Source organism: Streptococcus oralis subsp. dentisani, from assembly GCF_002096335.1.
GTDB lineage: Bacteria > Bacillota > Bacilli > Lactobacillales > Streptococcaceae > Streptococcus > Streptococcus oralis_Z.
The window spans coordinates 19,658-31,812 of record NZ_NCUW01000027.1; the positions used below are offsets into that span (position 1 = coordinate 19,658).

Sequence of the window (12,155 nt, forward strand, 5' to 3'; positions counted from 1 at the left end):
GAGGCTCACACCTCTTTTTCTTATTTCTTCTTCCTGTTTAGTACTGCATTGAGGACAATGGCCAGTAGGCTGGCTACGACAATTCCGTTTGAGAAGAACATTTGGAATGCTGTCGGCATGCTGACAAAGAGATTACTATTGTTGAGTCCGACACCTGCAGCAATGGATACAGCTGCGATAAGGAAGTTGTGTTCATTGTTAGCAAAGTCAACGCGAGCGAGGATTTGCATCCCTTGAAGGGAAACAAAACCAAACATCACCAGCATGGCACCTCCAAGGACAGGGCTTGGAATGATTTGGGCGAGGGCTCCAAACTTAGGAAGGAGTCCAAGGAGGACGAGGAAACTAGCCGCGTAGTAGATTGGCAGACGAGTCTTGATACCTGATAATTTAACCAAACCAACGTTTTGTGAAAATCCTGTGTAAGGGAAGGTGTTAAAGATTCCTCCGAGAAGTACGGCCAGACCTTCTGCACGATAACCGTTGCGTAGGCGCGTGCTGTCGATTGGGTCATTGGTAATATCAGACAAGGCCAGGTAAACACCAGTGGACTCAACCATAGACACCGTTGCAATGATACACATCATGACAATAGAGGAGATTTCAAAGGTTGGCACCCCAAAGTAGAGGGGAGTTGGGACATGGACTAGTGGTGCTGCCGCAACAGGGGAGAAATCAACCAAGCCCATGGTAGCAGCAATGGCAGTCCCAACGACCAACCCAATCAAAATGGAGATGGACTTGATAAATCCTTTAGTAAAGATGTTAATCAAGAGGATAATTAGAACAGTGATAGCTGCAAGTAAGAGACTTTGACCAGTTGGCTCTGGAACATTATTTCCCATATTTCCAATAGCGACAGGAATCAGGGTCAATCCAATCGTGGTAATGACAGAGCCTGTTACGATAGATGGGAAGAGATTGGCAACTTTTGAGAAAATGCCTGAAATCAGAACCACATAAATCCCTGATGCGATAAGGGCACCAAACATAGCACCGCTACCGTGACTCTGCCCAATCATAATCAAAGGAGCGACGGATTGGAAGGCAACTCCGAGAACGACTGGTAGTCCAATCCCAAAGTATTTGTTGAGTTGGAGTTGGAGGAAGGTGGCCACCCCACACATGAAGATATCTGTGGAGATTAGGTAGGTCAACTGCTCAGCTGAATAGCCAAGAGCTGTCGCAATCATGATAGGAACTAGGATAGAACCTGAGTACATGGCTAATAAGTGTTGCAAGCCAAGAACGGCTGCTTGCGAGTGTTTTTCTTGTTTTTGCATTAGAGATCTGCCTCCTTAAATACGACCTGACCGTTTTCAAAACGTTCCAAACGAGCGAGTGATAGAACTGGATAGCCAGCTTTTTCAAGCAAATCACGACCATCCTGGAAAGATTTTTCAATCACGATACCAATCGCTTCAACTTTTGCTCCGGCTTGTTCGATGATTTGGATCAAGCCTTTGGCAGCTTGTCCATTTGCTAGGAAATCATCGATAATCAAGACCTTGTCCTCTGGTGAGAGGAATTTTCCAGCGATGGAAACGGTGCTGGTCACCTGCTTGGTAAAGGAGTAGACTTGGGCAGTTAAGATACCTTCGTTCATGGTGATGTTTTTAGCTTTCTTGGCGAAAATCATAGGGACATCTAAGGCTTCGGCAGTAAAAATGGCCGGGGCAATACCTGAAGCTTCAATGGTTACGACCTTGGTAATGCCAGCAGAAGCGAATTTGTCCGCAAATACCTTACCAATCTCTCGCATCAAGCTAAAGTCAACTTGGTGGGTTAAAAAGGAATCCACCTTGAGGATGTTGTCCCCCAAGATATGCCCATCCTCGAAGATGCGCTCTTCTAATAATTTCATAAGACCTCCTAAAGTCTAAAAGATGCTTCATTTGCTTGTTTAGAGTTTCTAGCAAGAAATAGAAAAAGGACCTACTTAATCCCCTAAGTAAGTCCCCAAAATAGGTATGGCCAAAACCATACCTTCAGCTGACATACTCATTGTTAGGTGTTCCGGCACCTTGTAGAAACGTCGTGCCAATTCACGACATAAACAAGTAAAATGATATTCAATTTTAAATAGGCTGCTGCCAATGTTTTTATTTTACACCAATTAGCTTTATAAATCAAATATTTTGTTAGCAAATAGACCATAAAAGCGAACGAATAAAAGGCTGCAATGCTAGATAGTATTGTAGCCTTTTATTTTTCTATTCGCTAAATCTTAAAAAATAGCCATCTGGATCCAAGACTGCAAATTCGTGAGGATAGATGTAGTGATCCCCAACACGAAATGTTCTCTTAGTCAAAGGACGATAAATAGGATAGTTGGCCTCTATTACTTTTTGATAAAGTTGTGGGACATCCTTTATACCAAAGGATAGGTTGATACCACGCCCGAAAGGATAGGTTAGTTGGGCTAATTCTTCTGTGCTGCCTTCTTCTAGCATAAGTTGGCAGTCTTCAAGCGAGAGGAAGAGAAATTTCTCCTCTGGACGCTCGTATTCGACAGAAAATCCCAGCAAATCGCAGTAGAAGTGGCGTGACTTTTCGAGGTCAGATACTACAAATTCAGGAATGACAGCTTGATAGTCCATTAGCTTTCTCCTTAGAGTTCAATTTCCAATACAATCGGCGTATGGTCTTGACGCGCACCCGAGTCAATCATGTCGGACTTGGTCACCTTGTCAGCCACGCGGTTGCTAGTCAGCCAGTAGTCGATTCTCCAGCCTGTATTGTTGATTTTAGAAGTCTTACTGCGTTGTGCCCACCAAGTGTAACGTTCAGGCACATCACCGTGAATGTGGCGGAAGGTGTCTGTAAATCCAGTTGCCAAGAGGTTGGTAAAGCCAGCACGTTCCTCGTCTGTAAATCCAGGTGAACGGCGGTTGCTGGCAGGGTTTGCAAGGTCGATTTCCTTGTGGGCTACATTGTAGTCACCCGTTGCAAGGACTGGTTTTTGTTCATCCAGTGATGCCAAGTATTCGGCGTATTTGACATCCCAGACTTGGCGTTCTTCCAAGCGTTTCAAACCATCGCCAGCGTTTGGAGTGTAAACTTGCGTTACGAAAAATGCATCAAATTCCAAGGTGATGATACGACCTTCCAAGTCCATGGTAGACGGGGCACCAATCTCTGGGAAGCTGATAGTCGGTGTGAGTTCTTTTTTATAGAGGAACATAGTTCCGGCATATCCTTTGCGGGCAGGTTCCTGGGAAGAACGCCATGTGTTTTCGTAGCCTGGGAAGAGCTCTTCTAAAATTTCCAGATGTTTTTTTGTAGGACCCTTGGCAGAAAGTTTGGTTTCTTGGATAGCGATAATATCGGCATTTTCAGCTACCAAAGTTTGGAGAACTTCCTGTGACAGTTTGGCGCGAGCAGAATCGCTCGTTAGGGCTGCATTGAGGGAATCAATATTCCATGAGATAAGTTTCATAAAGTTACCTTTTTCATTGAGATTATAGACTATATTATACCAAAAAAAGCTCTATTTCCCCAACGTATGGTTTGAAAAATCACCTTATTTCGTTTATAATGAAGGGTGATTTTATGAAAAGGAGTGAAAATAAATGAAGTTTTATTCTTATGACTATGTTCTAAGCCAAATCAGTCAGCAAAATGGCATTATGATTGGTTTTGGAATTGTCTTATTAGCTGTTACGGGATTTTTTGCTTTTAAAGCCTATCGAGATAAAAAGGGGACTAAGTTTCGGGAATTGGTCATGATTTTGGCCTTGACCTTGGTGGCCATGCTTTTGGTGACAATCTCAAAATACCAGACCAATCAAGCCTCTAACAACCAATTTCAAACTTCCCTTCATTTCATAGAGGTTGTTTCCAAAGACTTGGGGGTGGATAAATCAGAAGTTTATGTCAATACTTCTGCAGCCACTGATGGAGCACTTATCAAGGTAGGTTCAAATTTCTATCGTGCCATGAACGGGAGCCAACCAGACAAGTATCTTTTAGAGAAATTAGAATTGCATCAAACAGACGCTATTGAATTGGTGGAGGTAAACAAATGACACTCAATTATATGGAAATTTTAATCAAACTGGCCCTGGGTCTTTTCTCTCTTGTTTTTGTTATTAATGTGACAGGAAAGGGGAATCTAGCACCTAACTCTGCTATAGACCAAATTCAGAACTATGTTCTTGGTGGTATCATCGGTGGGGTGATTTACAATAGTTCAATCAGTATTCTGCAGTACGCAGTGATTTTGATGATGTGGACGATTTTGGTCTTGACCCTCAAGTGGCTCAATAACAATGTTCGTTTTGTCAAACGCTTGATTGATGGAAAACCAACTCTCCTTATCAAAAATGGGCAGATTGACCCAGAAGCCTGTCGTTCAGTTGGTTTGTCTGCAGCAGAAGTTGCTCTCAAACTTCGTAGCCAAGGGATTTTCCAGATGAAACAGGTCAAATGCGCTGTGCAGGAGCAAAATGGCCAACTCATCGTGGTCCAAATAGGAGATGAAAATCCTAAGTATCCAGTTGTGACTGACGGTGTGATCCAAGTCGATGTCTTGGAGTCGATTGGTCGTAACGAAGAATGGCTGCTTGATAATCTCAGCAAACAAGGACATGACAATGTAGCCAATATCTTTATCGCTGAGTATGACAAGGGTGTCGTCTCAGTCGTAACTTATGAATAAGAAAAACCTGGGGTCTTGTACTCTTCAAAAATCAAATTCAAACTGCATCAACGTCGCCTTGCCGTATGTAGGTTACTGACTTCGTCAGTTCTATCTACAACCTCAAAGCAGTGCTTTGAGCAGCCTGCGGCTAGTTTCCTAGTTTGCTCTTTGATTTTCATTGAGTCTTGGCCTCAGGTTTCCATTTGCAATCAGAAAGGGATTTTATGTCCATTATTCAAAAACTCTGGTGGTTTTTCAAGTTAGAAAAACGCCGTTATCTAGTCGGGATTGTGGCTTTGGTCTTGGTTTCCGTCCTCAATCTCATTCCCCCCATGGTCATGGGACGGGTAATTGACGCCATAACGTCGGGGCAATTAACCCAGCAGGATCTCCTTCTAAATCTATTTTATCTACTGCTGGCAGCCTTTGGGATGTACTATCTGCGCTATGTTTGGCGCATGTATATCCTCGGGACATCCTATCGTCTGGGGCAGATTATGCGGTCTCGATTGTTTGAGCATTTTACTAAAATGTCGCCAGCCTTTTATCAAACCTATCGGACAGGGGACCTGATGGCACACGCCACCAATGATATCAATGCCCTAACTCGTCTCGCAGGTGGCGGAGTCATGTCAGCAGTGGATGCTTCCATCACGGCTCTGGTGACTTTGCTGACCATGCTCTTTAGCATCTCATGGCAAATGACCTTGGTTGCCATTCTTCCCTTGCCTTTCATGGCTTATGCGACCAGTCGTCTAGGGAGAAAGACCCACAAGGCCTTTGGCGAATCTCAAGCTGCCTTTTCTGAACTCAATAACAAGGTACAGGAGTCGGTATCAGGTATCAAGGTGACCAAGTCTTTCGGTTATCAGGCGGATGAGTTGAAGTCCTTTCAAGCGGTCAATGAATTGACCTTCCAAAAGAATCTCCAAACCATGAAATACGATAGTCTCTTTGACCCCATGGTTCTCTTGTTTGTTGGTTCGTCCTATGTTTTAACTCTCTTGGTCGGCTCTTTGATGGTTCAGAAAGGGCAAATCACGGTTGGGAATCTGGTCACCTTTATCAGCTACTTGGATATGCTAGTTTGGCCTCTTATGGCCATTGGTTTCCTCTTTAATATCACTCAGCGAGGCAAGGTTTCTTACCAACGGATTGAGGAACTTTTATCTCAGGAATCACCTGTAAAAGACCCTGAGTTTCCTCTGGACGGTATTGAAAATGGACGTTTGGAGTACGCTATTGACAGCTTTGCCTTTGAAAATGAGGAGACACTGACGGATATTCACTTCAGTTTGGAAAAAGGGCAAACCCTGGGCTTGGTCGGACAGACAGGTTCTGGGAAGACGTCCTTGATCAAACTGCTCCTACGTGAGTACGATGTGGACAAGGGAACCATTTACCTAAACGGACACGATATTCGCGACTACCGTCTGACAGACCTTCGCAGTCTCATGGGCTATGTCCCTCAGGACCAGTTCCTCTTTGCAACCTCTATCTTAGACAATATCCGCTTTGGCAATCCTAACTTGCCCCTTTCAATGGTTGAGGAAGCGACTAAGCTAGCCCAAGTTTATCAAGATATTGTAGCCATGCCTCAGGGATTTGATACCCTGATCGGTGAAAAGGGGGTCAGTCTTTCTGGTGGTCAAAAGCAGCGTCTGGCTATGAGTCGGGCAATGATTTTAGACCCTGATATCTTGATTTTAGATGATTCCTTGTCCGCCGTAGATGCCAAGACAGAGTATGCTATTATCGACAATCTTAAGGAAACGCGTAAGGACAAGACAACCATCATCACAGCCCATCGCCTCAGCGCAGTTGTCCATGCAGATCTGATCTTGGTTCTGCAAAATGGCCAAATTATCGAACGGGGCAGACACGAAGACTTGTTAGCCCTGGATGGCTGGTATGCCCAAACCTACCAGTCTCAGCAGTTGGAAATGAAAGGAGAAGAAGATGCAGAATAAGCGTGAACAGTGGGCTGTGCTGAAACGCTTGCTGTCCTATCTCAAACCATATGGTCTTTTAACCTTTTTAGCCCTGACCTTTCTCCTAGCAACTACGGTCATTAAAAGTGTGATTCCTTTGGTTGCTTCCCACTTTATCGACCAGTATCTCAGTAATCTCAATCAACTCGCTGTGACCGTTTTGCTGGTCTACTATGGTCTCTACATCCTACAAACTGTAGTTCAGTATGTTGGCAATCTTCTCTTTGCGCGCGTGTCTTACAGTATTGTTAGGGATATTCGTCGCGATGCCTTTGCCAATATGGAAAAGTTGGGTATGTCTTATTTTGACAAGACGCCAGCAGGCTCCATCGTCTCTCGTTTGACCAATGATACTGAGACCATCAGCGATATGTTTTCAGGGATTTTATCTAGCTTTATCTCAGCAGTTTTCATCTTTCTGACAACTCTTTATACAATGTTGGTATTGGATTTTCGTTTGACAGCATTAGTATTGCTCTTTCTCCCCTTGATTTTCCTTTTGGTCAATCTTTATCGGAAAAAATCAGTGAAAATCATTGAGAAAACCAGAAGTCTCTTGTCAGATATTAATAGCAAGTTGGCCGAAAACATCGAAGGAATCAGAATAATCCAGGCCTTTAATCAAGAGAAGCGCCTACAGGCAGAATTTGATGAAATCAACCAAGAACACTTGGTCTATGCCAACCGTTCTGTAGCCTTGGATGCTCTCTTTTTGCGCCCTGCCATGAGTTTACTGAAACTCATAGGCTACGCCGTTTTGATGGCTTACTTTGGCTATCGTGGACTTTATCTGGGAATAACGGCAGGAACCATGTATGCCTTTATTCAGTACATCAACCGCCTCTTTGATCCCCTGATTGAGGTGACGCAAAACTTTTCAACCCTGCAAACTTCTATGGTTTCTGCAGGTCGTGTCTTTGCCCTAATAGACGAGAGGACCTATGAGCCTCTTCAAGAAAATGGACAGACCGAGATCAAAGAAGGCAATATCCGTTTTGAACATGTATGTTTCTCTTATGATGGCAAACATTCGATTCTGGATGACATTTCCTTCTCCGTTAATAAGGGTGAAACCATTGCATTTGTAGGCCATACAGGTTCAGGGAAATCTTCGATTATTAATGTCCTCATGCGCTTTTATGAATTTCAATCAGGGCGAGTTCTCTTGGACGGTGTAGATATCAGGAACTATAGCCAGGAAGAGCTAAGAAAAAATATCGGTCTGGTCTTGCAAGATCCCTTCCTCTATCATGGGACTATTAAGTCCAATATCGCCATGTACCAAGACATTAGTGATGAGCAGGTCCAGGCTGCTGCAGCCTTCGTGGATGCAGATTCCTTTATTCAAGAACTTCCTCAGGGATATGACGCCCCTGTTTCTGAGCGTGGCTCCAGTTTTTCAACAGGTCAGCGTCAGCTTCTTGCCTTTGCCAGAACAGTCGCCAGTCAGCCTAAAATTCTGATTTTGGATGAAGCGACAGCCAATATTGACTCTGAAACAGAAAGTTTGGTTCAAGCTTCTCTGGCTAAGATGAGACAGGGACGGACAACCATTGCTATCGCTCACCGCCTTTCGACCATCCAAGACGCCAACTGTATCTATGTTTTGGACAAGGGGCACATCATCGAGAGCGGAACCCATGAGGAACTCTTGGCTCTGGGAGGAACCTATCACAAGATGTATAGTTTGCAGGCGGGTGCTATGTCTTAATATTCTTTGAAAATCTATTCAAGCCATGTCAGCTTTATCTGCAATCTCAAAGCTGTACTTTGATTTTCATTGAGTGTAAGAAGGAAATCCTTCAAATTACAGATTTCTTTCACCGCCTTTTCCATTTTGTGGTATAATGAAAAATGTTGACAAATAGTATAATAAAAACAAAGGAGAAACAGCATGCTGAAATGGGAAGACTTGCCCGTGGAAATGAAATCAAGCGAGGTTGAGTCTTACTACCAGCTTGTCTCTAAAAGGAAGGGTTCGCTGATTTTCAAGCGTTGTTTGGACTGGGTTCTAGCCGTAGTTTTGCTGATTCTGACCTCTCCCATCTTTCTCATCTTGAGCATTTGGATCAAGTTGGACAGCAAGGGACCAGTGATTTACAAGCAAGAGCGCGTGACCCAGTACAATCGACCTTTCAAGATTTGGAAGTTCCGTACCATGGTGACGGATGCGGATAAAAAAGGAAGTCTGGTGACTTCTGCTAACGATAGCCGCATCACCAAGGTTGGCAATTTTATCCGCCGTGTCCGTTTGGACGAACTGCCTCAGCTGGTCAATGTCCTTAAAGGCGAAATGTCCTTTGTCGGTACACGACCTGAAGTGCCACGCTACACAGAGCAGTATAGCCCTGAAATGATGGCGACCTTGCTCTTACCCGCAGGGATTACCTCTCCAGCCAGCATCAACTACAAGGATGAGGACACTATCATCAGTCAAATGACCGAAAAAGGCCTGTCAGTTGACCAAGCCTATGTCGAACACGTCCTCCCTGAAAAGATGCGCTATAACCTCGCCTATCTCCGAGAGTTTAGTTTCCTTGGAGACATCAAAATCATGTTTCAAACCGTGTTTGAAGTGCTAAAATAAAGTAGTCATGAGAAAATGAGTACAGATAAAAGGAGCAAATCAATGCCAAATTACAATATTCCATTTTCACCTCCCGATATTACCGAAGCTGAAATTGCTGAAGTAGCGGATACCCTTCGTTCTGGTTGGATCACAACAGGTCCTAAGACAAAAGAACTGGAGCGTCGCTTGTCCCAATACACACAGACACCTAAGACAGTCTGCCTCAACTCTGCGACAGCCGCTCTTGAGTTGATTTTGCGTGTGTTGGAAGTGGGACCTGGGGATGAAGTCATCGTTCCAGCCATGACTTATACAGCTTCATGTAGTGTGATCACTCACGTAGGAGCGACCCCTGTCATGGTGGATATCCAAGCAGATACTTTTGAAATGGACTATGACTTGCTTGAGCAAGCCATCACTGAAAAGACTAAGGTGATTATTCCGGTTGAGCTTGCAGGGATTGTTTGCGACTATGACCGTTTGTTCCAAGTCGTGGAGAAAAAACGTGATCTCTTTACAGCTGCTAGCAAGTGGCAAAAAGCCTTTAACCGTATCGTGATTGTCTCTGATAGTGCCCATGCTTTAGGATCTACTTACAAAGGGCAGCCAGCTGGTTCTATCGCTGACTTTACTTCCTTCTCATTCCACGCCGTTAAAAACTTTACAACTGCTGAGGGAGGAAGTGCCACTTGGAAGGCCAGTCCAGCTATTGACGACGAAGAGATGTATAAGGAATTCCAAATTCTTTCCCTTCATGGTCAAACAAAGGATGCCCTTGCTAAGATGCAACTGGGTTCATGGGAATACGATATCGTTACACCGGCCTACAAGTGCAATATGACGGATATCATGGCTTCGATTGGTTTGGTACAATTGGACCGTTACCCAGCTTTGCTACAACGTCGTAAGGACATCGTGGACCGCTATGATCGTGGTTTTGCGGGTACTCGTATTCACCCACTGGCACACAAGACTGATACTGTCGAATCTTCACGCCACCTCTACATCACCCATGTAGAAGGTGCAAGTCTCGAACAACGCAACCTCATCATCCAAGAATTAGCCAAAGCAGGAATTGCAAGTAATGTACACTATAAACCGCTTCCGCTCTTGACAGCCTATAAGAATCTTGGTTTTGATATGGCAGATTATCCAAGAGCCTATGCCTTCTTTGAAAATGAAATTACGCTTCCTCTTCATACAAAATTAAGCGATGAAGAAGTTGATTACATCGTTCAGACTTTGGTGAGAATTTCCGAAGAAATCCTCGGTTCTGGAAAAAAATCATAAAAAAATCTTGACAAAAAGCGGACAATAGCATATAATATTCTCAACAAATCAGAAAAGTAACTATGTTTGATCTTCAGGGAGCCTGTGGTGATTGTGAACAGGTGGTTGAAAGTAGTGAAAGTGGGCTGATTTTAAAAATGAATTTGAAACAATGAAAATTCGGTGCGCACACCTTACAGTGCAACTTGTTGTTAGACAAGGCAGAGATGTAAAGGGGAATAGTCCCTTTATAATTGAGGTGGCACCGCGTTACCAACGCCCTCACATGGAATAATTTTCTGTGTGTGGGCTTTTTCTTTCGGTCATTTTGTTTATCTTTTATTAGGGCGTTAAGTCGCTTTGATGAACTTGAGTTCTATCTGCAGCTCCTTGCCTACTACTAAAAGCGAACAAAAAGCCGAATTAATATGGAAAGAGGAAAAATTTTATGACAACTAAAGGTTATTTTGGACAATTTGGTGGTAGTTTTGTACCGGAGCCGATTCAGGCTTTGTTGGATGAGTTGGAAGTGACATTTGATAAATACAAGGATGATTCAGAATTTTTGGCAGAATTTCGCCATTACTTGAAGGATTATTCTGGTCGCGAAACACCGCTTTATTTTGCGGAAAGTTTGACAGACCACCTAGGTGGAGCTAAGATTTATCTCAAGCGCGAAGACCTTAATCACCTTGGTTCTCACAAGCTCAACAACGTTTTAGGACAAATCCTTCTTGCCAAACGTATGGGCAAAAAACGAGTGATCGCAGAAACAGGAGCTGGTCAGCACGGTGTTGCGACTGCAGCTGCTGCAGCCAAGTTTGGTATGGCCTGTGATGTCTATATGGGGGCAGAGGATGTTGAGCGTCAACGTCTCAATGTTTTCCGTATGGAGATGATGGGAGCAACTGTTCACGCAGTTGAAACGGGAACGCGAACTCTCAAGGATGCGGTTGATGCAGCCTTTGGAGCATGGATGAATGACCTTGAAGCATTCTACGTTTTGGGATCTGCTGTAGGACCTCATCCTTATCCTACAATTGTTCATGAATTCCAAAAGGTCATCAGTGAGGAATCTCGTCGTCAAATCTTAGAAAAAGAAGGCCGTTTACCAGATTACGTCATTGCCTGTGTAGGTGGTGGTTCCAATGCTATCGGTGCTTTTTCACAGTATGTGGCTGATGAAGAAGTCAAATTGGTTGGGGTCGAAGCTGCTGGTCATGGACTTGACACAGACAAGCATGCAGCCACTATGACAAAAGGCAGTGTCGGAATTGTCGACGGTATGAAGACCTATGCAGTCTTTAAGGAAGATGGAGAGCTGGCCCCAGTTTACTCTATCTCAGCTGGTTTGGACTATCCAGGGGTTGGCCCAGAACACGCCTACTTTAAAGATTCAGGTCGCGTGGAATACGTAGCAGCGACAGACGAAGAAGCTGTTCAAGCCTTGCTTTTACTAAGCAAGACTGAAGGGATTATCCCAGCGATTGAAAGTTCGCACGCCATCGCAGAAGCGGTTAAACGTGCACCGAAACTAAGTAAGGATGAGATTATCATCATCAATGTCTCTGGTCGTGGAGACAAGGACGTAGCTGCTATTGCAGACTACCTAGAAGCTAAAAAATAAAAGATGGAAAAATTACAGTCTTTTCTCTCACAGAGAGCTTGTGGTTGCTGGAAACAA

Annotated in this window: 11 protein-coding genes, 1 riboswitch and 2 other annotated features (1 of these 14 cut by a window edge); of the genes, 7 read left to right on the plus strand and 4 right to left on the minus strand. The window is 44.0% G+C overall.

The annotated features are described in order from the left end of the window. Positions 1-20: 20 nt before the first annotated feature. From B7709_RS02655 to B7709_RS02670, 4 genes are all read right to left on the minus strand, one after another. Positions 21-1,283, minus strand: coding sequence for a nucleobase:cation symporter-2 family protein (locus B7709_RS02655; protein ID WP_084971457.1), 1,263 nt, complete (start codon positions 1,281-1,283; stop codon positions 21-23). Next, the gene (locus B7709_RS02660) at positions 1,283-1,864 is read right to left on the minus strand and encodes a xanthine phosphoribosyltransferase (protein ID WP_084971459.1); all 582 of its coding nucleotides are present in this window, start codon (positions 1,862-1,864) and stop codon (positions 1,283-1,285) included. The genes B7709_RS02655 and B7709_RS02660 overlap by 1 nt, the downstream gene beginning before the upstream one ends. 120 nt (positions 1,865-1,984) lie before the next feature. After that, positions 1,985-2,080: riboswitch (purine riboswitch) on the minus strand. Between the two features lie 133 nt (positions 2,081-2,213). Beyond that, entirely contained in the window at positions 2,214-2,600 is a 387-nt protein-coding gene (locus B7709_RS02665; RefSeq protein WP_084971461.1) for a bleomycin resistance protein, read from the minus strand. Between the two features lie 11 nt (positions 2,601-2,611). Further along, on the minus strand, positions 2,612-3,439 hold the full coding sequence (locus B7709_RS02670) for an exodeoxyribonuclease III (protein ID WP_084971463.1): 828 nt from the start codon (positions 3,437-3,439) through the stop codon (positions 2,612-2,614). Positions 3,440-3,572: 133 nt separating this feature from the next. Here B7709_RS02670 and B7709_RS02675 point away from each other — a divergent pair, with 133 nt between their 5' ends. The 7 genes from B7709_RS02675 (at position 3,573) to trpB (ending at position 12,098) form a co-directional block, all read left to right on the plus strand. Next, complete coding sequence (locus B7709_RS02675; RefSeq protein WP_084971465.1) at positions 3,573-4,028, plus strand: DUF3290 family protein; 456 nt, start codon at positions 3,573-3,575, stop codon at positions 4,026-4,028. Then, on the plus strand, positions 4,025-4,660 hold the full coding sequence (locus B7709_RS02680; RefSeq protein WP_084971467.1) for a DUF421 domain-containing protein: 636 nt from the start codon (positions 4,025-4,027) through the stop codon (positions 4,658-4,660). The genes B7709_RS02675 and B7709_RS02680 overlap by 4 nt, the downstream gene beginning before the upstream one ends. A gap of 206 nt (positions 4,661-4,866) precedes the next feature. Beyond that, a complete protein-coding gene (locus B7709_RS02685; protein ID WP_084971469.1) occupies positions 4,867-6,612 on the plus strand; it encodes an ABC transporter ATP-binding protein in 1,746 nt (581 codons plus the stop codon). After that, positions 6,602-8,344, plus strand: a complete 1,743-nt coding sequence (locus tag B7709_RS02690; RefSeq protein ID WP_084971471.1) for an ABC transporter ATP-binding protein — start codon at positions 6,602-6,604, stop codon at positions 8,342-8,344. The genes B7709_RS02685 and B7709_RS02690 overlap by 11 nt, the downstream gene beginning before the upstream one ends. A gap of 183 nt (positions 8,345-8,527) precedes the next feature. Next, positions 8,528-9,220, plus strand: coding sequence for a sugar transferase (locus B7709_RS02695; protein ID WP_023943889.1), 693 nt, complete (start codon positions 8,528-8,530; stop codon positions 9,218-9,220). 42 nt (positions 9,221-9,262) lie between these two features. After that, a complete protein-coding gene (locus B7709_RS02700) occupies positions 9,263-10,492 on the plus strand; it encodes a DegT/DnrJ/EryC1/StrS family aminotransferase (protein WP_162279146.1) in 1,230 nt (409 codons plus the stop codon). 40 nt (positions 10,493-10,532) lie between these two features. Next, positions 10,533-10,758: a binding site (T-box leader), on the plus strand. A 161-nt stretch (positions 10,759-10,919) separates the two neighbouring features. Beyond that, positions 10,920-12,098, plus strand: a complete 1,179-nt coding sequence (gene trpB, locus B7709_RS02705; protein WP_000208452.1) for a tryptophan synthase subunit beta — start codon at positions 10,920-10,922, stop codon at positions 12,096-12,098. After that, positions 12,095-12,155 (plus strand) — a binding site (T-box leader); it runs 165 nt beyond the window's last position. It overlaps the preceding gene by 4 nt.

Coding starts and splice junctions, on each gene's coding strand:
- B7709_RS02690 (WP_084971471.1), top strand. CDS start 6,602: ATGCAGAATAAGCGTGAACAGTGGGCTGTGCTGAAACGCTTGCTGTCC.
- B7709_RS02670 (WP_084971463.1), bottom strand. CDS start 3,439: ATGAAACTTATCTCATGGAATATTGATTCCCTCAATGCAGCCCTAACG.
- B7709_RS02685 (WP_084971469.1), top strand. CDS start 4,867: ATGTCCATTATTCAAAAACTCTGGTGGTTTTTCAAGTTAGAAAAACGC.
- B7709_RS02660 (WP_084971459.1), bottom strand. CDS start 1,864: ATGAAATTATTAGAAGAGCGCATCTTCGAGGATGGGCATATCTTGGGG.
- B7709_RS02665 (WP_084971461.1), bottom strand. CDS start 2,600: ATGGACTATCAAGCTGTCATTCCTGAATTTGTAGTATCTGACCTCGAA.
- B7709_RS02695 (WP_023943889.1), top strand. CDS start 8,528: ATGCTGAAATGGGAAGACTTGCCCGTGGAAATGAAATCAAGCGAGGTT.
- B7709_RS02700 (WP_162279146.1), top strand. CDS start 9,263: ATGCCAAATTACAATATTCCATTTTCACCTCCCGATATTACCGAAGCT.
- B7709_RS02680 (WP_084971467.1), top strand. CDS start 4,025: ATGACACTCAATTATATGGAAATTTTAATCAAACTGGCCCTGGGTCTT.
- B7709_RS02655 (WP_084971457.1), bottom strand. CDS start 1,283: ATGCAAAAACAAGAAAAACACTCGCAAGCAGCCGTTCTTGGCTTGCAA.
- B7709_RS02675 (WP_084971465.1), top strand. CDS start 3,573: ATGAAGTTTTATTCTTATGACTATGTTCTAAGCCAAATCAGTCAGCAA.
- trpB (WP_000208452.1), top strand. CDS start 10,920: ATGACAACTAAAGGTTATTTTGGACAATTTGGTGGTAGTTTTGTACCG.